This window comes from Paenibacillus sp. NRS-1781 (assembly GCF_050467745.1).
Taxonomy (GTDB): domain Bacteria; phylum Bacillota; class Bacilli; order Paenibacillales; family Paenibacillaceae; genus Paenibacillus; species Paenibacillus terrae_A.
Window position 1 is genome coordinate 1 of sequence record NZ_JBITPI010000026.1, and the last position, 24,250, is coordinate 24,250.

Genomic DNA, 24,250 nt, shown 5'->3' on the forward strand with positions numbered 1-24,250 from the left:
ATTACAGGAATGGCTCCTTAAGGGATTGGTTTTATTAAGGTAAACGGAATAACGATCTCAAAGGATACGGAACGATGGCTAGCATAATGTCATTGTGATTGAGCCCCATGATGAAGAAAAAAATCATATTGAAATCATCGTTTTTAACTATCCATTAAAAATACACTAATGTTCTCATGTATTATTTTTTTACACAGTTACTTATTCATTTTGGGCCGTTCTTCACTTTCTACCTAGTTCTTCTGATATTCCAGTTCATTTATGAACACTTCTGAAATACTAATTTTGTCCTATGCTAGCTTGGGTGTGCAACCCTCCCGGGCTGTTCCACAGTGCGGTGGTCGATCCCCCCGGCTGAAGACCACCTATGCAAGTTTAGTCATGTAGAGTTTCTGGTCGAGAGATCCTCGCCGCGTCGTAGGCGCAGACATCGCCAAGAACCGTGTGCCCGAGCCATCGACTACCGGGGGATTGAACTCGGAAAGGACTATAAGACGTTCGCTGTCGTCGATAATCTGTACGTTATCGGCCAGACTATGCGGAATGCATTCGTCCGGCCGTTAGGGAAACCGCACCGCATCTGGATGACTATCCGGATGGAACCCGCGTGGAGTTTATGATCCAATAATACGTACCGCGTCGGGACATTGATTACGGCTGCTGGTACGGAGCTGCTACCTGGTGCAAGCCGCCCAGCAGCCTGGATGTGGCGAAGCGGGTTGGACGCTGGTCTGTGGGAGCAGAATGTAGCCGGTCCGTTTGATCTGCATCTGTAACTCATCCGGACGTTCACCTACCGATGCGAATATGGTTCGCCGCCATCCAGGTATCTACTTGAGAACAAAATGATCAAGGGAGTATTATTATGACATTGGAAAACATAAAGAAAGGGATTAAGTATTTTTTAATCATCCTTTCCGCATTTTTGGGGACTTGGACCGTTTCTGCTTTAATTGCGTTTTATATTTTTAAGAAGTATGAATCCATTCCGGAATCTACTGTCGAAAGAATCAGATACATATTCAATGATCAGGATGAAGTAAATAGAATTCTGCTAAGTAAATCGTTTATTATTGGATATAAGATAGGAATCGTGGCAGTATTGTGTATTGTGGTGCTTGTCATATTGAAGAAAATGAATCTAAATAATTTAGTGGAAAAGTTGTTCAGTTTTACCCTTATGATAGTAGGTACCTTCAATATAGGTGCTTGCTTAGTCGGTCTTGTTGTTTTGGCCACAATTCATTTTGCTGAAGGGTTTAGTATATTGTTCTGGCGATGTCTTGCTGTGGAAGCTTTTCTAATCTGGTTAATGTTTGCTTTTAAGCGACTTCGCATATGGGAATGAATATTTTTGGAAGGTGAACTTCTTAGAGAGGGAGGGCTTCATAATGGGTAAGGTACCTGCAGATGGACAAGAAGGTATTCAGCGGGACATTTTACGGCTGATGAAATTGTACAGTTTATGAAGTTTAATCCCCATAACATGTTTGAAAACGTTGATCTGGAATAGAGCGAAAGAACTGCGAAATACGCTGCAATATGAAAACTTAGGTAATCTGCGTTTTGTCATTTCAGCTGTAATGGATCGCATATGACTCTGAGAGCAATTATTGCTATTTGTTTGTCCTTTGATCTCAATATGGATAGATATTGTAATTATATAAAACACGCAATTCCATGAAAAAAAGGGCGGCCTTGGTCGTCCCTTTTTTCTATTTTGCATCAGAGCTGCTTCAGCCTTGCAGACTGGCTCGGACCGTCTGTATTTGAAGCGATTTTTTAATAAGTCTTACGTGTGGACATAGGTAAATACGAACAATTAAATTCAGGATTAATATGGAATTAAATAATATATTTAATACTATATTACTATTTTTTTGTCGAAACATTACAATACGTGGAATCTTTTGGTATGATGAGGTGGTAGTTTTATACAAATATAAGGAGGAATAATCTGTGAAAAAGAAAAATTTATTGATTGCATCAGCCTTATCTGTTAGTTTGCTGGGGGCTGTTGCTTTACCAAGTGCGATTTATGCGGATTCAGATGTAACTGATTCTGCGAATACATCCACTACGGCGACCCAAGATGCTGGTACAACAACTACTGGTGATCATGTAGTAACTCCACAAAAAATCGGAAATTCTTTCGGCAGTAGAGTTCAAGGAGGAGCAACTGTCCAAAGCGCCTTTGAGATTCCTAAAGGCTATGGGCATGTTAAAATTACTCTGAAAAATAATGCCAGCACTCCAGTCAAGGTAAGTTTAACGCACAATGAGTCAGGTAAAGTATATATCGACGGATCTACAACAATTTACCGTGGCCAACCACTTGTTTGGAAAAGTACTTCTAAAGGTTTCTCAGATGGTTTGCGTTCGGGAAGCTACACCCTTCAATGGCGTGGTGCCAATAATGACGTTAATGCGGAATTCGATGGAATTGCCGGTTCAGATCCTGGCGACCTCTAATAGCTGAACAACACAAAGAGAGTTCCAGACCTTCATCGGCGGTCTGGAGCTTCCTTTGTGTTGTTGCTTAGGGTTCATTTTGTAGTTTGAACAAACCTAAATCATATCAAATAATTAAAAAAATAGTATTTATGTAAAAATTAATTGACCACAGGTAAATGAATGTCTATATTTGTAATAGATGACTCTAATTTCTGGAACTTGAATCTTAGCGTACATACTCCATAGCCCGAATAAAACAATGGGAGGAAGTAGGATGGAAGAAGTTTTGGAAGGGAAAGATGCTACTTATTTATTGACGGATCACCACAGGTTAGATAAATGCGTGGAATTACTGCATTTGAGATTCTCGCAACATGCCTGGGAAGAAATATCAACCATATCTGACTATCTACACAACTCGGTTGAAAAAATGTATAACGAAGCGCAAGAAGCAAGCTTTCAAAATTTTCCTTATCTCTTTAAGGCAGCACGGCCATTGGTATTCTATTACGGGTTCGGTTACCTGGCCAAGGGAACGGCTCTTCAAAAACTCGGTCTATACGATCAGGCCAGAGAATACATTTTGAAGTATTCGGAATTGGGCTGGTTTGCGGGACTAGATAAAAATGGACTTGAAGAAGTAGAGCGATTCAAATTTTTTGCTAAAGCAAATCTGTATACCAATGATTTGCTGTCCGGAGAATTGAGCGTGCTGCCTGAGTATGTTCAATTTTTAGAAGATAATCCGGAAGAGTTATTACCCGGACTCGTCACGATCATGGAGACTGCTTCGCTTCATTCGGTTAATGTAGATGAGCTACTTGAAAGATTCTCAGAAAAAATTGAGGATTTTGGAAATCTCGAAGATGCTACAAATAGAACTCACTATTTCAGATTCTTGTATCATCGGGCTACTTACTATGCTAAACATCAAAGGTATCAAGATTCTGTACAGCTTATTTTACTGTTTTTAACATCATATAATATGATTAATGATGCGGACTTCAGAAAGTTTGTTGTACTATTTGAAGTTTATCGGCAGTATGCTTCAAACGAGCAGACAGAGCAGTATCAAAATCTTTGTAAGGAGCTGTTGAAGCATGAAGAAGGCATTAGTATCTGTGATGGTGATATTCGCTCTTGTTAGTATTGTACCCCTAAGTAGTTTTACCAGCGGATCAATCACAACTTTTTCACCTTCTAATCACGGCTGGAACTAAATGTGATTATCTGTAATGAGAACCATCAGTGTTGGGGAAGTCCTCCTGACATCGATGGTTCTTTTATATTTGGGATGTTAAGCTCAAAGTGTTGAGATGGAGTGATTGGCCATGCGCCTAATCCGAGCCTTTATATGTAAATATAAGCGACCTCATTTATTTAAAGCTATAAGGTACTAAAGGGACGGGAATTCCTATTGTTCTTTACTGAAGTGAAATCGTGGAGCGTTTTTACTTCCATCAAGGTATGCGCCAAATGTATGTAACAGGCTATTTTCACATAAGAATAGAGAGGTGGACTCTGGACGTTTGAGCATTATTAGGCTTGCTCGTTGCAATTTGATTATTTTGTATTGAAGTTGTAATACATCATCATGCATGAAGACGTTAATAACTTTCAGAAGTATACATATAAGGTATCATGAGTTTTTATCATAGATGTAATGTTTCTTTAAACCTCATTCATTTAAATTCGGTCGTCTGTCCAAAAAAACATGGAGTTTTATCTAATCCTTCCAGTTTCCCTGTAGAATTTCTCTACTCTGTCTCATCGAATTGCATTAATTCTGATATGTCCTTAATATCTAAAGCGATGGCGATCCTTGTTAGCATAGCTAAATTCACTTCTTCCCGAGCATTTCTGCATAATTCCGATATTGCAGCTTGCCGGACATTTGCCATTTTTGCTAATTGTAACTGAGTGATGCCTCTTTCTTTCATAACGTCTTTAAGTTTTATGATCAGTTCCATCTTAGATTTTTCTCCTGACTTGAATTAAGAAGTCATTAGTTATCTTCTTCTAACTGAATTAATTCGGATAAGTCTGTGATCTCCAAAGCGTGAGCGATTTTCTCTAGCATGAGCAGGTTAACTTCTTGTCGATTACCGCTACAAAGAGTAGATATTCTGGATTGGGGTATTCCTGTCATAGCTTCTAAGTTTTTTTGAGTGATTCCTTTTGTTTTTAATACTTCCTTTAGCTTAATTTTGATTTTCAACATTTAAATAGATGCCTCCGGGATTTTTTTATTGATAATTTATATCTTCAAGAGTATATTTTATTTATAGCTATAAGAGTATATATTTACTATAAAATTCATCCTAAACAAGGAGATATGCTTCATATCCTTGGCTTTACTATTGCCATTTTACCAAAAAGAATCGGGGGAAATACATATGACTACACTAGGAAACAAAGTCAACAAACAATACATTCTGGACATTGTTCGCATGGAACCAGTTTGGCCGCAAGAAGTGGGAAGCGATGACCAAGTGATGCATTATTATCACATCACCGATGCTCTGAACCGTAAATGGCAAACGATTGGCTATAATGTCTCGGACGCTATTGAAGTGTTTGAGACAGGAAACACTAATGTGTGGACACGAATCATAGAGCTAGCCCCGTTTAACCCCAAATTGACCACGAACAATCTCATTCAAATGTTTCTTATCAGTCCCGAAGACGAGCACATCCGTAACGCTATGCAAATCATACTGAACTCGGTTGAAAGGCGCAATGAATTCATTGCCCGTTCTATTTATATTAACGAACAAGACACTTTTAATCTACTCTGCAATATGAAAGGTGAATATCTTCGGCAGCATCAGCTTACAGACAAGGAATTTATGGACTTGTATGCTGCAAATCCTGTTGAAGCCTTATCTGTATATTTTCTGGAGTCTGTAGACATTCATCTGTATTGGGAGTGGGCAGGGGCAGGAGGTACGTGTGAGAAGGCCATTCAATATAAACAGGAGGAACCTGAAATGCCCTTGATTCAAGCGATTGAGAAGGCTGAGGACGAAATCGACCGCTATGTATCCGGTTATTAACTGTTTACTAAGGAGGGGTGTGTATGTACAGAACGGGAAGATTAATTAACGGCAAACTGTTTCTAAAGACACTTTCAGGCGATTGGATCAGCCTACAGATGCTTATTGATAATCAATTTTATAGAGGTGTCGAATATGCGTAAGCGTTCGCCTTTGCACTGGGATTCTACCCTTTAAAGGGTTTATACCATCCTGAGAATCCCGTTGCAACAGCGAACGTAAGATCAAATCATTTGCGTAATGGTGGATCACTACATAATCTTACTCTCCGAGCAGCTTCAAAAAGTTGGCTGGCACCGAAAATTGCTGATTGTTAATGATAATTTTCCGAATCTCTTCAATAGAGTCATCTTCACCTTGGGCGTCTTTAATCTCCTTGATTTCACGGTGGAGACGCTCCATTTGGAGGTCAAGCGCATTGGCTGAATCTGCCGCATTTTTTAATTCGCGTGTCAGGCTTTCGGGAACGGACTGGTTGTATTTATAAAAGATTTTATGCTCCAGACTGGCCCAGAAATCCATCGCAATCGTCCGAATTTGTACCTCCACGCAGACCAGCTCCTGACAGTCGGACATGAATACAGGAACCTGGATCAGCAAATGCAGACTTTGGTAACCGTTTGGTTTGGGATTTTTGATGTAATCCTTGACCTCCAGCACCTTCAAATCACATTGTCTCTGAAGCATGTTGCTGACATCATAAATGTCCGAAATAAAAGAGCAGGTAATGCGCAGTCCCGCGATATCCTTAATGTGAGCCTTGGCGGCAGCAAGGGAAAGCTCACTATTTTTACGAAGCATTTTGTTCATGATGCTCTCAGGGGATTTGAGGCGCGATTTGGTATGCTCAATAGGGCTATAATCGTGCAACGCCTGAAATTCCTGCTTTAGTATTTCAATCTTGGTTTCCATCTCGTCGAGCGCAAATTTATAGATCAGCATAAAACGCGTGATATCATGTTTTAGCTTTTTGATCTTGTCCATCGGGTCTTCCAGATACATATGTAATTCTCCTCACACATAGATGTCGTAAAATGTAAATCATATTTAAAATAATGGAGCCGTACAGTTTAAGGTGGTTGGCAGCGAAGAGCAATTCCCACCCTAAACAAATTTTAAAGCGGCACCGGAATTTTACGTTTTTGTTTAAAATAAACCCATTCACGGAAGCCAATATTCTTCAGCATAGCCTTTACATCGTCCCAATCTTCGCCTACCCGCGCAGGTTTATGGGCATCTGAACCAAAAGTGACCTCTACGCCAAAATGATGCGCTCTTTCCAAAATGGAGACTGACGGATACCACCCGCCACTGAGCTTGGTTTTGCCTGAAGTGTTAATTTCAATCGCCACACCAGACTCTGCAATCACTCTCAAGGTTTCATCAATCGCTTCATCGGCAGGAATATCTGAGAAAGCCGGGAAATTCCCCTTCATGGCGTCGATATGACCCAAGATCTGAAACATACCGCTCCGCGCAGATTCTTGAATGAGCGCATAGTAGGCTTGCTTGACTTCAATTTTGCGAGCATCACTTACATCGTTCCAACGGTTACGGTTAAAAATGCTGTCTCCCTCAACATTGTGGATCGACCCAATAAGGTAGTCAAACGGATAAGGGGCCAGGGTGGAACGGTATAGTTCTGCAAAAGCAGGGAAATAATCCGTTTCCAATCCGAGCAGCACATCAATACGGCCTTCATATTCCTTCTGTAGCTGCTGTACCTCTTCTACATACTCGGCAAGCTGTGATTTCGCCATATAAATGTTTGGAAAAGCCTGATCCTGCTCGCTGCATAAGTAGGGGGAATGGTCCGAAATACCAATAGCCTGTAAACCGGACTGAATGCCGGCTTCGATATAGTCTCGAATATTACCGTCTGCATGACCGCAGCGGAAGTGATGGGTGTGCAGATCAAATTTCATAGGATGTCGTCCTTTCGTAATCAAGGTTTGTATTTCGTATGGAGTTCATAGCGGAGTACGCGTTATTCAGAACTGATAAAATTAGTCTCTGGCATACCTTTTAAATCGCTTAGAAACTGCTGCATGGCGGAATTCAGATATCGGCCGGATTTGTAAATGACCCCTACCGGATGGCTAACCTCTAACTCGGTAATGTGAATCATTTTCAACGTACCCGCGCGTAGCTCAGGAGTGACTGACAGCCTGGAGATAATGGCAGCACCAAGATTAATCTCGACCATCCGTTTGACTTCCTCGCTGCTGGACAACTCGATCACGACATGAGGCACAATTTGGTGTTTTTTAAATACATCATCCACGAATTTTCGTCCTACCGTATCGGGTGAGAGCAAAATAAGTGGAATTTCACGAAGGGCTTCAATGGTAGCATGCGGTTGGGAGGCCAATGGATGGGTGGGCGATACGACAAGCTCAAAGGAATCGTAATACAAAATCGAAGTGCTCAAATTTGGATTGCGTTCGATCAAGTAACCAATGCCAACATCAATAAGCCCGTTTTCCACCTGCTGATAAATCATGGAGGAAGCCATGGATTGAATGGAGGTTTTGATGAGCGGGAATTGATCCTGAAAGTAGGAAAGTACACGCGGTAAAATTTGAATGGCGATGGACGTTGTAGTGCCCAGTGCAATATGACCCTGTGGCGTTTCGTTCAGATCGTACAATTTTTGCCGTAGTTCTTCGACAACACTCAAGATCCGCTCTGCATGTTCCAAAAAAACAGCCCCTCGGTCGGTCAGGGTGACGGGTTGGTTGCGGTCGATCAGAATGGTCTTGAACTCGTCCTCCAGACTTTTGATTTGGGCGGATACCGCCGGCTGCGTCAAGTTGAGAAGTTCTCCGGCTTTGCGGAAGCTCATCGTTTTGGAAATCATGATAAGTGTTTCAAGTTGACTGATGTTCATGAAGTTCCTCCTCTCTTTTCTTAATTCTGTCGCAGCAGTACAGGCTGAGGATTTTCACAAATCCACATGCGCATATGTAAAACCATCGTTATGCTTATTTCATTAAATTATAGGTTATTCGAGCGGGAAGGGCAATGAATCGAAGCAGAACACTGTAAAGTATGGTATATTGGAAAATAAAGACTAAAGTCCTGCTATACATCAAAAGTAACCCATTCGAACTCGATGGCAAGCGATGGAATAGGACATTATTCACATTTTTTGTGATTCGGCTATAAAAAATTGCTGAATAGCTGTCGATAAGTGATAGAGAGAGTATTTTACTGAAGGTTGATTCGTTATGCATCATTTTTTTTAAAAAATTCTAATTTAAATGGGACTTTTGTTGTGTGTCTAAAAGCCCATCGTAAAGGGGCGCAATGATCGTGAAGGCAGAAGTGATAAATCCTTTTTTGGAGTCGGCGCAGCGGGTCATTGAACAATTGATCCAAATCTCTCCCTCACCCGGCGATCTCGGTGTGAAAGATGTCGAGCTGGTGGATGACCATATTTGGATTATGATCGGGATGACCGGACAGCTTAGCGGAAATATTGTGTTCGGCCTGAATGAACAGGTAGCGTTGCGCATGGTATCGGCGATGATGGGCGGATTCGTTTTGACTGAAATTGATGAGATGGGCAAAAGCGCCATTTCTGAATTGGGAAATATGATCAGCGGTAATGCCAGCACGATTTTATCCAATCAGGGGATTGTAGTCGACATTACGCCTCCGCAGGTTATGAAGTCGGAAAACTTAACCTCCTTCGTACCTCAGCGTGCCCTTTATATTCCGCTTACGATGGAAGGTATTGGTGAGCTGGATATTCAGGTGATGATCTCTTAATATTAAAGAAGCAGGTTTCTTTAATATGGAGGGATGTCCATGAGTACATTGCAAAACAAGGTGGTTGTCATTACAGGTGCATCCAGTGGAATTGGTGCCCTTTGCGCACGGTTGCTGAGCGAAAAGGGCGCGATTCCTATTTTGACTGCGCGTTCGCAGGAACGGCTGGAGCAAGTGTCGGCGGGAATGAGTGGCAGGCATGAGCTGATCCCTCTGGACGTCACTCGTCAAGAGCAGGTAGAGGCCGTGGCTGCCCGTGTGCTGGAGCAATACGGACGGGTCGATATTTTGCTCAACAACGCAGGTTACGGGAAGTTTGATTATTTTCATGAGACAGACCTGTCGGAGTTTGAACAAATGATGGATGTAAACTATATGGGCGCTGTCCGCTGTATCAAGGCATTTCTGCCGCAAATGACAGCAAGAGGTATGGGGCAGATCGTCAATGTGGCATCCATGGCAGGCAAAATCGGGACAGCCAAATCGTCCTCCTACACAGCAACGAAGCATGCGCTGCTAGGGTTCAGCAATGCGCTTCGGCAGGAGCTGCGCGGGAGCGGAGTTACGGTAACAACGATTAACCCCGGACCGATTGACACGCCGTTTTTTGACCTCGCTGATCCTTCGGGCAGATATGTCCGTAATGTAGGCTGGTTTATGCTAAAGCCGGACAAGGTCGCGCAGCACATCGTGAGAGCGATGGAGCTTCGCAAGGAGGAGGTTAATCTGCCACGGTGGATATCTCCTTTTCTCAAGCTGTACCAGCTTGCTCCCAGACTGACCGACAGGCTGGGCCATGGCGTGATGAACAAAAAATAAAGGATGTCCCGCAAACCATGTGATGGTGGAGGGACATCTTTTTTGTCATTTTGTATTAAAGGGAGGTGGGACTAAAGATCTGCATTTGGTTGCAGGGCAGTTTTCGCATATAATGGAGAGTAACGAATTTACGTATAGGGGTTGGACCTTTTCATGACATTGAATTTTGAATCGCTCGGCGTTGAACAAGACCTGTTGACCAAGCTGGCTGAGCATGAGATTACGCAGCCTTCGCCAGTTCAGGCGCAGGCTATACCAGAAATGATCAAGGGCAGGCATGTATTGGCGCGTTCGCAGACCGGCACAGGGAAGACGCTGGCTTATTTGCTGCCGCTGCTGCAAGCCATTGACCCGCAGAAAAAGGCTACGCAAAAGCTGATCCTGGCTCCCAGTCAGGAGCTGGCAATGCAAATTGTACGCGAAGGCCAGCGTTATGGGGAGCATCGCGGCATCCGTGTGCTCGGCCTGATCGGTGGAGCGGCCATCAAACGGCAGATCGAGAAGCTGAAGGACCATCCGCAGCTTGTGGTCGGCACACCGGGACGTGTACGGGAGCTCATCGCTTCCAAGAAGCTGAAAATGCACAACATTACAACCATCGTCATTGACGAGGTGGATCAGATGTTCCAGCTCGGGGGAGCAGGCGATGTCACGAACATCTTGGGCACCGCCCAGCGTGACCGTCAGCTCGTATTTTTGTCCGCGACGCTGAACGACGAAATTCAAGGGCTGGCCAAGCGGGAAATGCAGGATTACGTGGAAATCGGGATTGATCCTGACCAGAAGACGGCCAGCGGTCTGGAACACTATTACTTTGTATCCGAAGAACGGGATAAGGTGGACATGCTGCGCCGACTGGTGCGTCATTTTAATCCGAGAAAAGCACTGGTGTTCGTCAATACCACCAATGCCATCGGGGAGATTGAGGCCAAGCTCAAGCATATGGGACTGACTACAGCATCCCTGTACGGTGATGCGGACAAAGTTACACGTACCAACGTGCTGGCCCAGTTTCGTGCGGACAAGCTCAAGGTGCTGATTGCTTCCGATGTGGCAGCCCGTGGTCTGGATATTGAGGGACTGGAAATGGTGATCCATTTTGATCCGGCTACGGACAGTCAGGCTTATGTTCACCGTGCAGGACGGACCGGACGAATGGGGCGCAAAGGATTGGTTGCGTCGGTTGTTACCGACCGTGAAACATTCATCATGCGTAAGTTTTCCCGTGAACTGGGCATCGACATTGCAGAGCGTGCGTTGCACGGAGGGCGGGTTGTCGTGCCGCGTCCGGTGGATGCCAAGCGTGCGCCTGTAAGGCCATCCGAAGCCAGACCTACTTCTGATGGAGCACCAGTGGAAAGCCGCAAGGCACCTGCCCGCGGTGAGAACGGTCGTCCTGGCAGAACTGCGGCAAATGGCTCGGCTCCAGGCAAGAGCAAAGGGGCAGCTTTGTCCAAAGCAGGGAAAGCGCAGCGCGAGCGTGATCGTAAAAACAAGGGAGCGCCAAGATGGCTGAAGGAAAAAGGGTCAAAACCGAACGGATAAGTGAGAAGAGGGGGAGCCATGGAACAACAGCCTGTATTGCAAATTAATGGACTGACAGGCGGATACAGCGCCAAGCGCCCGGTGCTGCACCAGATTTCTCTGGATGTAAAGCCGGGCGAAATGGTGGGGCTGATCGGTCTGAATGGAGCCGGGAAAAGTACGACGATGAAGCATATTTTGGGACTGATGACACCGCAGGCGGGAGAAATCCGCGTGCAGGGACATAAGCAGGCGGACAATCCCGAGCAGTATCAGGGAGCCATTGCTTTTGTACCCGAGTCTCCAGAACTGTATCCCGAAATGACCGTGATGGAGCATATGGAATTCACCGCCAGAGCGTATGGAGTCAGTGAAGCTGATTTCCGCACCCGCAGTGACCAAATGCTGGACTTGTTCCGTATGCGGGATAAGAGCGGAAGCATGTCGATGCATCTCTCCAAAGGGATGCGTCAGAAAGTGATGATTATGTGCGCATTTTTGGCGGGACCGCCGCTGTATGTGATTGATGAGCCGTTTTTGGGTTTGGACCCGCTTGGTATTCGTTCCCTGCTTGATTTTATGCTGGAAATGAAGCGCTCGGGCTCGTCCATTTTACTAAGTTCTCATATTTTGTCCACGATTGAAAATTATTGTGATCGTTTCATTGTGCTTCATCAGGGTGCCATCATTGCACAGGGCACGCTGGACGAAGTGACAGCACAGGCAGGTAAGCCGGGCATGCCGCTGGAAGATGCATTTTATGAGCTGGTACAGGGCAGGGAATGAGCATGGATTTGCAACGTTTGCATAAAGAAAGACGTGTTGCGTTCTGGGGACAAGTGCTGCCTTATCTCGGCTATGTCATTCAGAGCGGCCTGGCGGTTGTCTTCGGCTTTGCGCTGATTGCCTTTGCCGCGTGGTACACGTCGCTGATTATGCATATCCCGCCGGATTTGCCCATCCGCTGGATTATGCTCATTGTAGCCGTTCCGGTCGCTCATGTGAGCTTCCGTACGTATTTGAATGAAGCCGATATCGTCTTCCTGCGCCCGCAGGAGCATGCGATGCACCACTATTTTAAGTCCAGCCGTATCCGTGGCGTGGTGTATAAAATATTCGGCCTGCTGTTGCTGCTAGTGATCGCGTGGCCGCTGTATATCCGCAGCGATACTGCGCCTAAGCCACTGCTGCTGACCCTACTGCTGTTCGTGCTGCTGAAGCTGCTGTTCAGCTATGGCGGCTGGCAGGAGCTGCGCATGGTATCGCGCGGCGCAAGTATGGGGTATCGTCTGCTTCGCTGGGCGCTGGCAGTGCTGCTGGTAGCCGCATGGCTGTGGCAGCCCCCGCTGCGCAGCTTGCCGTTTATCGTGCTGGTGGGTGTGGTGTACGTGCTTGTCCTGCGTTTTCCGGTCAAGCTGCTGGTGGCATGGGAAAACCTGATCCGTACAGAAGGAGTTCAGGCTGCCCGTGTGATGCGTACTTTGGGCTGGTTTGTTGATGTGCCGGCCCTTACGCAGAGAGTGACTCCGCGTCGCTGGTTGTCCTGGTTGGGTGGTAACATACCGTGGGACAAAAGGGGAGCTTATCGTTACCTGCTGTTCAAAACCTTTGTGCGCACAGAGCCTGTGGGGATGGTGATACGACTGGGTATCCTCGGCTTGTTGATTATATGGATCACGCATACGAGCTGGATCGGTATCGCTGTGTATATATTTTTTATATTCCTGATCGGCGTGCAGATTACTTCGCTAAGGCAGTACCACAAGGATTCGTTATGGCTCCAGCTCTATCCGCTTCCTGCACATACCCGCCGTGCGTCTTTCCTGGACTTTGTTGTCCGGCTGCTGTTGCCAGTTGCGGTCGTCCTGTGGCTTCCTTTTTTGTTAAGAGGAACTGAAGGGATGATCTCCACGCTGCTTACGCTGGCTGGTGGAACGTTGGTAGTATACCTGGTACGAGGCGCTCAGGCGAAGAAATGGCGCCTGGACGGTCAAGAGGAAGAAGAGGTTTAATCCTGTGTGGATAAAGCAAAGGTTATTCCGCAAGCAGCAAGGGCTGCTTGCGGAATAACCTTTTTTCGTGGGAAGCTGCATTTGTCAGCCGTGGGTGCAGATGTCCGTCTGCTTAAATGAAAATTGTTTTGCTGATGATCACTAACAAAATGAACAGCACCAGAATCGTTCCTGTGCTCGTAAATGCGCCGAAACCACCGTAACCGCCTCTTGTTTCTTCTGCTCCCATGCTCATTCTCCTCTCGGTCATCGTGATGTAGGATACACCGTATATTATGAAGCGCATTTTCGTATTGCGTGGGCCAATGTGGAGGTACATTGCCGGATCGCCTTATTTTTTTCAGCGGATAGGGAGGGATAGAGAGGAAAAGCCACGTTTTGTCGAGAATAGAAGAAGTACGTAATTATTATCACTTGGAAAGTGGGAACGACGAGATGCTGGTAGACAAGCTGCTCGTGAATATATTTCTGGTTTTTGTACCCTTGCTGGTGTATAGCACTTTATCGGATCATCGACATATGAAACATGCCTCATTGCTCATGGGAGGGGTGCTGGGTATCTCTTCTGTGCTTTGTCTTATTTTCTCGTATAGCTGGTACGGCTTTTTTTGGGATCTCCGATATGTTCCGCTGATCCTCTCCGTATTATATTTTGGACCCGGAGCAGGACTAGTGAATATAACACTCATGGTGATGGCACGCATTTATGTTGGACCTGATTCCATCGGGGTGGGGCTGATTAGCATGCTGCTATGTTATCTCGTACCTCTCCTGGTGAGAAAAAGATTTATGCAGCTCAAAGGCATGCTGCCCCGGGTGTGGATAAACTTGCTCATGAGTGTATGGATGAATGTGATCATGCTGGTTATTCTTATGATGCATTCCTGGGCCAATGGCAGACTGGATGAGGATGAAGTCGAGCTGATCAAGGGAGTTCTCTGGTTTGCTATAATTCAATTGGTAAGTATCGGAGCTGCCTCTTGCTGGATGGAATTTAGCCTCGAACGGGAAGAGATGAGAAAAAAGATCAAGTATGCTGAGCGTCTCAATACGTTAGGGGAACTGGCCGCCTCCATGGCTCACGAAGTTCGTAATCCGTTGACAGTCGTTAAAGGATTCCTGCAAATGGCCCAGTCAGGGCTGGAAGGAAAAAACCGCAGATATATGGCGCTGGCGCTGGCGGAGGTAGATCGGGCTGAAAGAATCATTAGCGACTATTTGAATTTATCGAAGCCGCAGATTGGGAAGACAGAGCTGATGGATCTGTCTGGCATGGTTCAACAGATTGTTCTGCTCCTGAAACCGATGGCGGCCAAGCAAGGCGTAAGAATGCAGACGGAGCTGAGGGATGATATATATCTACATACGGATCGTAATCAATTGTTGCAGGCGTTAATTCATATCACGAAAAATGCGATTGAGGCTGCGGAAGATGGAGGCAAGGTATACATAAAGCTGGCAGTTCAGGAAGAGAAGGCATATCTGAATATCAAGGATACTGGAAAAGGCATGAGCCCGGAGCATCTGGAGCGGGTGGGCACTTTGTTTTTTTCGACCAAAGAAGTAGGGACAGGGCTGGGAACGGCAGTCTCCTTTCGCATGATTGAAGCGATGAACGGTAGCATACGATATGAGAGCGAGCCGGGAGCCGGTACGGAGGTTATCATTTTACTGCCGCTGGCACAACAATCTTTGCTGGTTGCTGAGGGATAAGTGCTTCGAGTTGTGAATGAATCGTTCGCAAGGGGGATATAAAACAACGGTATGCCGCAACATCCGGCACACCGTTCCATCAGCTATAAGTCTAACCAGTTCATACCGACCGATTAGATTAGGCGTTCAATAAGTCCTGCACACCACGATACACAATGTCGTACAAGTCTTCCAGATATTCTTCCTCGATACAGGAGAATGCGATACGGAGATCATGCTCACCCAGTGCAATCGTTCCCACCCCATATTGCTCCAGCAGATGTGTGCGCAATTGTTCTGCGGACAAGCCGTTCAGCTTGAGACACATGAAATAGCCCGAGTTGAAAGGATAGTAACTCCATACATCTCCGTATTTTCCGCTATCAAGTAATGCCTTGACCTTGTTGGCACGGCCTTTCATGATTTGGAACTTTTCTTCCTTCTGTTGCTCAAAATCCGGCGATTTGAGAGCATCCAGCACGAAGGTTTGCGACGGGTGAGGGCCGCTGGAAATCGTTGCCCGTATAATTCCCAGTGTTTTTTGCTCCAGTGCGCTCAGCACGTCCTGATGTTCCGAAGCAAAGGTAATAAATCCGACACGGAAGCCCCAAACGAATTCTTCTTTGGTAGCTCCGTCAATTTTGACTGGTAAAATTCTTGGATGAAGTCCAGCCAACGGACCGAATAGCGATTCATGCAGGGAGTCTTCGAAGAACAGGCCAAAATAAGCGTCATCTGTTACAACTACGACATTGATGCCTGCTTCCGCAGCTTCCTGAATGGCAGCAACAATGGCTTTGCCCTCTTCGATTCCCGGTGTATACCCGGTCGGGTTGTTCGGGAAGTTCAGTACAACGATGGCTTTGCCGTATTCCTTCTGCGCTAGCAGCGCTTCACGTAACCCCTCACTATTAAAACGTTGATCCTCTGTGAACAACGGGAAATTTACCAATCGTCCATGACGGCGAATACCGAAGGTCAGCTCATAATTTTCCCAGTTTTTGTCCGGATAAATGACAGCATCCCCTTCATCCGTAAACAGGTCGGCAACGATGCTCAAACCATGAGTCAGCGCGTTCGTAACCACAGGTAGGCCATAGCTTTTTCCAGCGAGCGACGGGTTTTCCTTCAGCATTTTTTCCCGCCATACACTACGCAGTTCAGGCTTGCCCGCAGGGGGGGCATAGGGGTAAAGGTCCTTGGGGCTGTATGCGGACAGCTTCTCCTGAATGACCTCCAAATGCATTGGGCCGCTGCCCTCGGTAGCAATACCAATCGTAGCGTTGTATTTCTTGGCAAGTTTCCCAGCCTCTGCTGATTGACTCAAAATTCCTTCTTTTGGGAAATAAATCTCTTTACCTAAAAGAGAAAGCATTTCATATACATGCTCGTTGCCTGCCTGAATGTTGCGGTTTAACTGCGCTGCAAGTGGATTCATTCCGGTTTCATCCTTCCAAGTCATTTTGATTACATATTATAGCATCACACACGGTAAGCGTCACGCAAAAGCGTCCATGAAAAAGAAGGCGTTATTTTTTTGCGTAATGGCTGTTCTGCGCTTATATTATAATTTAACAGGATCAGGGACAACGAAGAATAGCATAAGGAGGTGCAGATTTTGCTGGATACGTCTGCGTCATCGTTCATCCTGTTGTCCGCCTTTGCCAAAATTGTGTGCGAGCCGGGCTGGAAATGGCAGGTACGCGAAAGGCCGATGCCAAACTATGATTTATTTTATGTATGGAGCGGTGAAGGAACGGTTGTATTGAACGGGGAGTCCTATCCGGTAAGCAAAGGAAGCTGCTTCCTGTTCAAGCCGGGGGATGATACTCGTGCCACACATAACCCGCAGAAGCCGCTAGTACTTACCTATATTCATTTTGATCTTACCGAGCAGCCGGAGATCATCCCTGCCAGCTACCGTATGCTGGAGGAAATGGTCGAGGTGGAGCATATGCTTGCCAGGTACGTCCGTCTGCGCCTGGAACTCGCTTACGGGGCCGAGGAGGAGGGTAGGCTAATCCTGAAGCAGCTCATGATACATTTGCTGCGTGCCGACCGCAAGGAGCCGCAGGAGCAGCCGGCCAGCCATCAACTCACCGAGGTTATCCGGGAAACGGCCAATTATGTGCGCCAGCATCCGGGGCTTCCTCATCGCGTCGAGGATTTGGCGGCACGAGCAGGACTGTCACCGCGCTATTTTTCAATCAAATTCAAGGAGCTGCTGGGTGTTTCCGCTCAATCTCATATCATCAGCATGCGAATTGAGCGCGCACAGCATCTGTTGCTGCATGCCGGGATGAATGTGACTGAGGTGGCAGAGGCTTTGGGATACCGCGATATTTTTTTCTTCAGCCGCCAATTCAAGCAGTACACGGGGAAAAGTCCATCCGAGATCAGGTGAAGGAATGAACTGTGACAGCAAACTCGCTTATGCTTTGGGATTGTGCCGGAAGCAACCGAGACGCTGTCCCATTCTAACTACATCTCCCAGCTTCAGCGCAGGGTCAGGATCAAATGTGGCGCTTTCGGTCAACAAAACGACGGTTGATCCAAACTCGAAATAGGCGAGATCCTCGCCCTTTTCCCATGAGACAGCTTCATCATCGGTGTATCTGATGCTGCTTACATTCATCGCGCCAACCTTGACGACCGCCACCTCGCCGTATTCATGGGCAATGTACGTAATCTGTCGTTCATTGCGGCTCAGAACCGCTCTCATGTGCTGTAAGCCGAAGTCATTCACCGGATATACCTTGCCGCGCAAATGCTCCTTCTCCACCAGTGTACCGGATACCGGCGCATGAATACGATGATAATCGGTCGGGCTGAGATACAGCACAAAGGCATAGCCGTGCGTGTATTTCTCAAGACGCGGCGAACGGTTAAGCAGCTCATTTAGCGTATAGTCCTGACCTTTGACATTCAAAATCGTGCCGGACGTAATTGGGCCAGTGAACGTAATCCGCGCATCCACTGGACTGGTCATCACCTCGGCGTTCGCATCAATCGGGCGCATGCCCGCTTTTAATTTGCGTGTAAAATAGGCGTTCAGGGAACGGTATTCCTTCCATTCCTGTTCGGCCTCATGCGTCTGGATCTGGTACGTACGTATAAAGGTGGGGATAAAAAGTCGGCTTGCACCGCTTTGCGCGAAGGAACCCACAACGCGGCACACCCACTTGCGCGATGATAGCTCAGTCATGAGCCGCAGCCACTGTTTTGCCATTTCAAATCCCCCTTGTTCATTTCCGAGCCGTCTTGGCCGGAACATGTCCGGCCGCTCTGAACTATATTGACACAGAATGTGACGTAAATCAATACAGTGGACGGTCGAGTGAACGGGCGGTGTCCGCCGAGGGCATCCGTTCGAGAAGCCAACGTGCGTAAGCCATCGGCTGAGTGTACGTTTCCTTCCAGACATTGTTCATTCCCGCCTGGCTGAATCCGTAGCGCTGATCGCGGCCGTTGCATTCGATAAAAACAATCTTGCCTTCTTGCGTAATGCCCAGGTCCAGACCGACATCGGCGAGCCGGGGAAGTTTTTGTGCCAGCCTATGGACGATTTGCAACGCGAGCCTTTCCAATTCATTCATCAGACGGGCTGCGTTCATTGGCTGAGCCGTTTGTACCTGTGACAGCACCTCTGGCAAGAAACGGGCTGAGCCACCCTGCGCCACATTGGAAACGAAGGTGTGGGAGGGAGCAATTTTGGCAAACATGCCCGTTACGCTCCAAATGCCGCCATATCCGCGTTGAACCGTCACGCGAATATCAAAAGGGCGGTTGTTATACAAAGCGAGCGGTAAAGTTTCCTGCACGATATGAGGACTATGCAACAGCCGCTTGTGCAGAAATGAAGGCAGTTCTCCGGCATGCAGGCGCAGTGTAGTCCAGCGATCGGGTACAGCGGGATGTGCGCATTGTAAAGTCCAGTTACCACGGGAATGTCTTAGGCGCATAATTCCTCTGCCGATGCTCCCGCTGCTTGGTTTGATGATGACATCTCCGATCTGCTCCATCAAAGTACGAATCGAAGCCAGACTACCTTGTAGCGTTCGCGGAAGATGGGGGTGCAGCAGAGGGTCTTCCTGCAATATCGCATGTATGTGGTCCTTACGGAAACGGTTTTGTTCATTAAAGATATAAATTCCGTTCTGCACCAGTCTGTTGATTTCACGGGCGTTTTCGTTTTGCCGATAGAGAGTCCGATTGTGGATGACCCGTGGCAACGGGAGAGTCATCTGCTGATAGCCGTTACCGTATTTAACAAAAGCCCGGCATGTTCCAGTCGGTATATGAATTTTCTCCAAACGAAGAAAGCAGGGGATTAGCTCATGGCTCAACCCGGCGTCCACGTAATTGGCGAGTGATTCATATCCGGTCCTCATGGCGGGGATGCCCCGGTACGTTGCCGGGTTGAGCATGACGCCGACATGCAGCATAGGTATGTCCGCCCTTCCTTGTTGTGACTCCAACTGACAATTCAGTGGTTCTAGTCCATCATATGTATCCAAGATCGGCCAGGCATGGACGGTAGCCTTGCTGCTTGCCCAAAGTGAGGAGCCAGGCACCTTTCAGGCGGGGGAACGATATGATACACCATGAGTGTTGAAGAGAATTTGCAGGAGAGAGCTTGAATCAAAGAGGAAAGAAGGTGCAGGGCTGATGCAGAGGCCGAAGGTAGCAGTTATTACACCGGGCTCTTTTGTTATACCTTCGCCCCGCAGCAGCTCGGTGGAGCGGGTTATTGCCCATACGGCACCGCTGGCCAGCGATAAGCTTCAGGTACAGATATATGGCATACGGGGGGAAGAGGTACCGGATCACGCCGATGTGGACGGGGTGCCATGTATACGTTATAAGCAGGGGCCAAGTTATATTCCCGAGGTGATTGCTGACCTGAAGAGATGGTCACCTGCGGTGGTGGATGTACACAACCGCCCGGCTACGGCATATGCGATTCACAACGCTTTGCCCGATAGCCGGATCGTGCTAACTTTGCATTCGACCACTTTCATCCGGGAGCCGTACCACAAACGGAAGGAAGTGGATCGACTGCTGTTGCCGATGGAGCGGATCATCGTGAACAGCGCCTACATGCGATCAGTCGTAGCTGCTGACAGCTCTGATGCTGTCAGGCAACGCATCGCTGTAAATGAGCTGGGCATTCATCCCGGCGATTTTCTGCCGCGCTGGACACCTGCGGCAGAAGCGGTCAGAGCGGCGCGGTTGAACGATTACGGCTGGGCAGGCCGCCGGATCGTGCTCTACGCGGGCAGGCTGGTGCCGGGTAAAGGCGTTCATCGGCTGCTCAAGGCCCTGCCGCGCATCGTCCGTGCCTGCCCGGATGTGCTGCTGCTCATTGCAGGCAGTGCCTATTACGGTCAGAGTCGCCTCACGCCTTATTCGGCGTTGCTGCATCGGCAGGCGCGTAAGCTGAGATGGGGAAAGCACGTCAAGTTTCTCGACTATGTTCCCCATCCGGCCTTGGCCTCGCTGTATCAGTTGGCCGATGTGACCGTTGTTCCTTCTGTGGGAAGTGAGGCCTTCGGGCTGGTTAATCTGGAAGCGATGGCCGCAGGTGTACCCGTAGTTGCTTCCCATACAGGCGGCATTCCAGAGATTGTAAGGCACGGGGAGACGGGCTGGCTTGTTTCGCCATCTCCGGGGGAGCAGGAAATGGCCGCTGCCGTCATCGGACTGCTTCAGCAGCCTGAATTGCGACGGCGAATGGGAGAGGCCGGGCTTAACGAGGTGCGAAAACGTTTTTTATGGCAGCATTCAGCACAGCGCTGGGCGAAAATCATGCTGGATTGCGTAACGTAGTGACATGAGCCCAACTGTGAGCATAGGCTACCGTATAGGCATTAGCCATGATTCCCAGCCGGGTGAATGAAGCGGAGCGACCGCTGGTTCACTTCTGTGACAAAGGAGCGGTTATTATGAACCATAATAGTAAGGATAAAAGAACAGCGCGGCGTAACCCTTCCAACGCGGTTCCCTCCCCTCGAATAGACAAAAGTAAAACGTCTTCCGTATCTGGCAATGGCAAACCGATCCAGCGGGAAACGTCAAGTGTAAGGTCAATGGTGGATATCCATGCTCCAGCTCATGACCCTATCACTGTGGATGAAGCAGCATGGCGGAAGCATAAGCTTCCCAAGACACTGGAGGAAGCCATGCTGATGAACCGAGCGTCTGTACTGCTGTTGTCTGTGCCTGAGGCAGATATGGAACTTGGGACGGAATACGGCCCGACGTCTGTAACGTCCAGAGGTCAGTCAGAGCAGGAATCGTTGCTGGATTGCTCCATTACCAGTATCCACATAGCTGAAGGCAGGCATCGCCCCAAGCAGCAGCGGGTAGCATTGTCCGCTGACAAGCCTATTGCTGCTTTTACGGATGATGACGGGCTTCCTCGTGAGCATACATTTAATTCAAGAGTGGCCTCAACTCGGTTTGGCAGTCTTCCTTTTTACATTCCCGCAGAAGCGGACAGGGATGATGTGAGCATTGTGTTTGAGCAGCCCTTCCAGGACGTGCGTTATGCAATCACAGGTAATGCGAGCATACCTGGGGTAATAGTATCTGTCACCAATTGTCAGAGAGATTCGTCGGTGTTCACTGTGGAACGCAGACACGCAGGTTCGGTTTGTGAAGGTGTGATTCTGTGGATTGCAATCGGGCACGATTAAAAGACCTCCGCACAGGATTACGAATGTGCATAAAACAAGAAAAAGGCGTCCCGATGAAGGGACGCCGTATACATGAGGGGGAAGAGGACACACTTGTAATGGTAATATCGCCCTCTTATTGTACATCCTAAGTAGAGCCAGAAGATTACTTGTTTAAGCTCAGCTTATTTCACACCTACAGCGTCAAAGGACTTGATGGCAGAAATGACTGCTATTGAATTTTCACCATAGCTGTCCTTGGCTGCCTGAATAACGGCGGCGCGTGCAGTGGAGAAGTTAGAGGTAGAGGTCAGGTAATTAGTAAAGGCGTTATAGTAAATAAATACAGCTGCATCACGTCCAATTCCATCTACCTTGACACCATGGAAGGTGCCACCTTGCGCCAGCAGATAGTAGGCTTTGTTAATAATGCCGCTATTCGTGTGGGTACCACCATAATCCTCGTTATTAGGGTCGGTATCAAAATTGCTGTAGTGATCGACCTGACCGTATTTGACAGGATTGGAAAGGGAGCGAATGGCGTCACCCTTAATGTTAGGTGTATAAGCGACTTTGCCAAAATCCCAGTTGGTACGCTCAATGTCGTTACCGATAATATCCGAGATGCTTTCACTCAGTGCACCAGATTCAGCGAAATACACCAAACCGGATGAATGCTCGGTCACGCCGTGAGTCAACTCGTGAGCAACAATTTCAAGGTCGCTGCTGAAAGGGGCAAATAACGTGCCGTCACCGTCTCCGTATAGCATATGGGTGCCGCCCCAATGGGCATTATTGTAGTTCTTTCCCCCGTAATGGACTGCCGAGGCAATAGTCATGCCACGTCCGTCGATGCTGTCGCGACCAAATTTTTCTTTATAATAATCATAGGTGCGAATGGCGTAAGCATGGGCATCCACCGCAGCCGGATCTTTCCATACGTTATCTGTACTTGTATAAAGGGTGCCCGGAAGCGTCTCGGTATTGTGAACATTGTAAGTTAAGATGCCTTTACCACGAGTCGTATCCTTTAATTGGTATTTTTTACCTGAGCCTGTTGTTTCGAACGTTTTGGTATCCCCGAATACACCACGGCCTGTGCCGATTACTTCATTGAGGATGTCATACTTGAACACGATTTTGCCGTCATTGGCATCAATAAAGTAACGTGTACGCAGTAGAGTAGGCTGCAAAATATTAACTTCCGTTACATAAACCAGACGTGTTGTTTCTCCATCGGGATAGATGTACAGCTCTGCCTTGGGGTCTACGCTTGGCTCCAGATTGGCGATTTTGGCAATAGATGCAGACGCAGGCTCTACCGTTTCCAATGTACTATTTTTCAGTTCAGCTTCTTTTTCCAGTTCCAGCTTATCCTTGTCAATAGAGGAATATTCTTCGTTGTTAGATGCTTCTGCGTAAGTGTCTTTACTTACACTGCTAACGTTCCCGGAAGGTTCAGAAACGCTATTAGCAGAGGAAGAGAGAGATTGAACGCGTGTAGCTGCATCTTCATACGCAGTATATACGGCCTCAGTAGCGCTGATTTTTGGCGTTGTATTTTCTTTAGCGTCGGCTTGCTGATCTTCTGAAATAACGGCTCCCAGATAAGAGGTGATTTTACCAGCCTTATTCACATGAATCGTCTGTTCAGCTCCAAATACGGGGATGCCGTCCACATACTGTTTTAGGCGATAATGCTGCGTACCGAATTTGTCACTGGTTCGATCCACGATCCGAAATTGCTCACGGGCACTGCTACCGCTGTTGGTGTTGTCCATACTCATTAATTTTTTCTGTTGTCGATTTAAAAAGCTCCAGACCAGATTGTCACCTGATACCGATAAAGGAGATTTCCAGTCCACCGTTTGAAATGTTGGCGTAAACTGAGTGGGCTCGGCAACAGAATTCTCTGCTGCGGCTGCTCCAGGTAGACCAGAGCCTAAGAGCATAGCTCCTCCAAGAAGTGAAACCCATACTTTTTTCATTAAATACTCACTCTCCCAAGTTCATGTGAGGATGAAAATCATCCTGTTGAATAGGCATTTTGCCATGTATGTAGGTCTTGTTGCTCCTTTGAAACGTGAAGATGATGGATAGAAATACGAAGAGAATGGAAAAAAATTACCTTATGCAAAAAAATGGGGATTATTTTTTTGCCATTCAATCTTCTAAGCTTTGATATTAGCACAGAGATTGTCGAACGAGAAGATATATCTTACAAATAACCCCAAAATGATTC

At 47.2% G+C, this 24,250-nt stretch carries 24 protein-coding genes; 14 read left to right on the forward strand and 10 right to left on the reverse strand.

All coding sequences use genetic code 11. The features are described from left to right. The first annotated feature begins 647 nt into the window (after positions 1 to 647). The 4 genes from ACIFO6_RS10545 (at position 648) to ACIFO6_RS10560 (ending at position 3,601) form a co-directional block, all read left to right on the forward strand. The gene (locus tag ACIFO6_RS10545) at positions 648 to 776 is read left to right on the forward strand and encodes a hypothetical protein (RefSeq protein ID WP_430040637.1); all 129 of its coding nucleotides are present in this window, start codon (positions 648 to 650) and stop codon (positions 774 to 776) included. An 89-nt stretch (positions 777 to 865) separates the two neighbouring features. Next, positions 866 to 1,348 carry a hypothetical protein gene (locus ACIFO6_RS10550; protein WP_430040638.1) on the forward strand — a complete coding sequence of 161 codons (483 nt, stop codon included), beginning with the start codon at positions 866 to 868 and terminating at the stop codon, positions 1,346 to 1,348. A gap of 611 nt (positions 1,349 to 1,959) precedes the next feature. Next, positions 1,960 to 2,472, forward strand: coding sequence for a hypothetical protein (locus tag ACIFO6_RS10555; RefSeq protein WP_430040639.1), 513 nt, complete (start codon positions 1,960 to 1,962; stop codon positions 2,470 to 2,472). A gap of 256 nt (positions 2,473 to 2,728) precedes the next feature. Then, entirely contained in the window at positions 2,729 to 3,601 is an 873-nt protein-coding gene (locus ACIFO6_RS10560; RefSeq protein ID WP_430040640.1) for a DNA-binding protein, read from the forward strand. Between the two features lie 610 nt (positions 3,602 to 4,211). Here ACIFO6_RS10560 and ACIFO6_RS10565 read toward each other — a convergent pair. Then, entirely contained in the window at positions 4,212 to 4,424 is a 213-nt protein-coding gene (locus ACIFO6_RS10565; protein ID WP_430040641.1) for a helix-turn-helix domain-containing protein, read from the reverse strand. A gap of 35 nt (positions 4,425 to 4,459) precedes the next feature. After that, positions 4,460 to 4,675: a helix-turn-helix domain-containing protein gene (locus tag ACIFO6_RS10570; RefSeq protein ID WP_430040642.1), complete on the reverse strand. Its 216-nt coding sequence runs from the start codon at positions 4,673 to 4,675 to the stop codon at positions 4,460 to 4,462. A 175-nt stretch (positions 4,676 to 4,850) separates the two neighbouring features. Here ACIFO6_RS10570 and ACIFO6_RS10575 point away from each other — a divergent pair, with 175 nt between their 5' ends. Further along, positions 4,851 to 5,510, forward strand: a complete 660-nt coding sequence (locus ACIFO6_RS10575; protein WP_430040643.1) for a hypothetical protein — start codon at positions 4,851 to 4,853, stop codon at positions 5,508 to 5,510. 261 nt (positions 5,511 to 5,771) lie between these two features. On the opposite strand, the gene ACIFO6_RS10580 is transcribed toward ACIFO6_RS10575, so the two are convergent. The 3 genes from ACIFO6_RS10580 to ACIFO6_RS10590 all read right to left on the reverse strand — a co-directional run bounded on the left by ACIFO6_RS10580 (position 5,772) and on the right by ACIFO6_RS10590 (position 8,400). Further along, a complete protein-coding gene (locus tag ACIFO6_RS10580; protein WP_430040644.1) occupies positions 5,772 to 6,512 on the reverse strand; it encodes a GTP pyrophosphokinase in 741 nt (246 codons plus the stop codon). Positions 6,513 to 6,625: 113 nt separating this feature from the next. Further along, positions 6,626 to 7,435 (reverse strand): histidinol-phosphatase, encoded by an 810-nt coding sequence (locus ACIFO6_RS10585; protein ID WP_430040645.1) that lies wholly within the window; start codon positions 7,433 to 7,435, stop codon positions 6,626 to 6,628. 62 nt (positions 7,436 to 7,497) lie between these two features. Then, positions 7,498 to 8,400, reverse strand: a complete 903-nt coding sequence (locus tag ACIFO6_RS10590) for a LysR family transcriptional regulator (protein ID WP_430040646.1) — start codon at positions 8,398 to 8,400, stop codon at positions 7,498 to 7,500. Positions 8,401 to 8,825: 425 nt separating this feature from the next. Between ACIFO6_RS10590 and ACIFO6_RS10595 the strand changes: the two genes are divergently transcribed. The 5 genes from ACIFO6_RS10595 (at position 8,826) to ACIFO6_RS10615 (ending at position 13,639) form a co-directional block, all read left to right on the forward strand. Next, a complete protein-coding gene (locus ACIFO6_RS10595; RefSeq protein WP_430040647.1) occupies positions 8,826 to 9,284 on the forward strand; it encodes a chemotaxis protein CheX in 459 nt (152 codons plus the stop codon). A 39-nt stretch (positions 9,285 to 9,323) separates the two neighbouring features. Beyond that, positions 9,324 to 10,103, forward strand: a complete 780-nt coding sequence (locus ACIFO6_RS10600; protein ID WP_430040648.1) for an SDR family NAD(P)-dependent oxidoreductase — start codon at positions 9,324 to 9,326, stop codon at positions 10,101 to 10,103. 153 nt (positions 10,104 to 10,256) lie between these two features. Then, a complete protein-coding gene (locus tag ACIFO6_RS10605; protein ID WP_430040649.1) occupies positions 10,257 to 11,648 on the forward strand; it encodes a DEAD/DEAH box helicase in 1,392 nt (463 codons plus the stop codon). 18 nt (positions 11,649 to 11,666) lie between these two features. Then, on the forward strand, positions 11,667 to 12,413 hold the full coding sequence (locus ACIFO6_RS10610) for an ABC transporter ATP-binding protein (RefSeq protein WP_430040650.1): 747 nt from the start codon (positions 11,667 to 11,669) through the stop codon (positions 12,411 to 12,413). 2 nt (positions 12,414 to 12,415) lie between these two features. Further along, positions 12,416 to 13,639, forward strand: a complete 1,224-nt coding sequence (locus tag ACIFO6_RS10615; protein WP_430040651.1) for an ABC transporter permease — start codon at positions 12,416 to 12,418, stop codon at positions 13,637 to 13,639. A gap of 112 nt (positions 13,640 to 13,751) precedes the next feature. Here ACIFO6_RS10615 and ACIFO6_RS10620 read toward each other — a convergent pair whose 3' ends face one another. Continuing rightward, a complete protein-coding gene (locus ACIFO6_RS10620; RefSeq protein WP_209440990.1) occupies positions 13,752 to 13,868 on the reverse strand; it encodes a YjcZ family sporulation protein in 117 nt (38 codons plus the stop codon). Positions 13,869 to 14,017: 149 nt separating this feature from the next. Here ACIFO6_RS10620 and ACIFO6_RS10625 point away from each other — a divergent pair, with 149 nt between their 5' ends. Beyond that, positions 14,018 to 15,352 (forward strand): ATP-binding protein, encoded by a 1,335-nt coding sequence (locus tag ACIFO6_RS10625; RefSeq protein WP_430040652.1) that lies wholly within the window; start codon positions 14,018 to 14,020, stop codon positions 15,350 to 15,352. Positions 15,353 to 15,470: 118 nt separating this feature from the next. Here the strand turns inward: ACIFO6_RS10625 and ACIFO6_RS10630 are convergent, their stop codons facing one another. Next, the gene (locus ACIFO6_RS10630; protein WP_430040653.1) at positions 15,471 to 16,769 is read right to left on the reverse strand and encodes an aminotransferase class I/II-fold pyridoxal phosphate-dependent enzyme; all 1,299 of its coding nucleotides are present in this window, start codon (positions 16,767 to 16,769) and stop codon (positions 15,471 to 15,473) included. A gap of 180 nt (positions 16,770 to 16,949) precedes the next feature. Between ACIFO6_RS10630 and ACIFO6_RS10635 the strand changes: the two genes are divergently transcribed. Beyond that, positions 16,950 to 17,735 carry a helix-turn-helix domain-containing protein gene (locus ACIFO6_RS10635; protein ID WP_430040654.1) on the forward strand — a complete coding sequence of 262 codons (786 nt, stop codon included), beginning with the start codon at positions 16,950 to 16,952 and terminating at the stop codon, positions 17,733 to 17,735. Positions 17,736 to 17,762: 27 nt separating this feature from the next. Here ACIFO6_RS10635 and asd read toward each other — a convergent pair whose 3' ends face one another. Together asd and ACIFO6_RS10645 are read right to left on the reverse strand one after the other, a co-directional pair. Beyond that, entirely contained in the window at positions 17,763 to 18,560 is a 798-nt protein-coding gene (gene asd, locus ACIFO6_RS10640; protein ID WP_430040655.1) for an archaetidylserine decarboxylase, read from the reverse strand. Between the two features lie 88 nt (positions 18,561 to 18,648). Then, complete coding sequence (locus tag ACIFO6_RS10645) at positions 18,649 to 19,776, reverse strand: YheC/YheD family protein (protein WP_430040656.1); 1,128 nt, start codon at positions 19,774 to 19,776, stop codon at positions 18,649 to 18,651. A 223-nt stretch (positions 19,777 to 19,999) separates the two neighbouring features. On the opposite strand from ACIFO6_RS10645, the gene ACIFO6_RS10650 reads away from it, so the two are divergent. Both ACIFO6_RS10650 and ACIFO6_RS10655 read left to right on the forward strand, forming a co-directional pair. After that, positions 20,000 to 21,160, forward strand: a complete 1,161-nt coding sequence (locus tag ACIFO6_RS10650; protein WP_430040657.1) for a glycosyltransferase family 4 protein — start codon at positions 20,000 to 20,002, stop codon at positions 21,158 to 21,160. A 116-nt stretch (positions 21,161 to 21,276) separates the two neighbouring features. Beyond that, the gene (locus ACIFO6_RS10655; protein WP_430040658.1) at positions 21,277 to 22,029 is read left to right on the forward strand and encodes a WIAG-tail domain; all 753 of its coding nucleotides are present in this window, start codon (positions 21,277 to 21,279) and stop codon (positions 22,027 to 22,029) included. A gap of 164 nt (positions 22,030 to 22,193) precedes the next feature. Here ACIFO6_RS10655 and ACIFO6_RS10660 read toward each other — a convergent pair whose 3' ends face one another. After that, the gene (locus ACIFO6_RS10660; protein WP_430040659.1) at positions 22,194 to 23,996 is read right to left on the reverse strand and encodes a M4 family metallopeptidase; all 1,803 of its coding nucleotides are present in this window, start codon (positions 23,994 to 23,996) and stop codon (positions 22,194 to 22,196) included. Between the last annotated feature and the right edge of the window lie 254 nt (positions 23,997 to 24,250).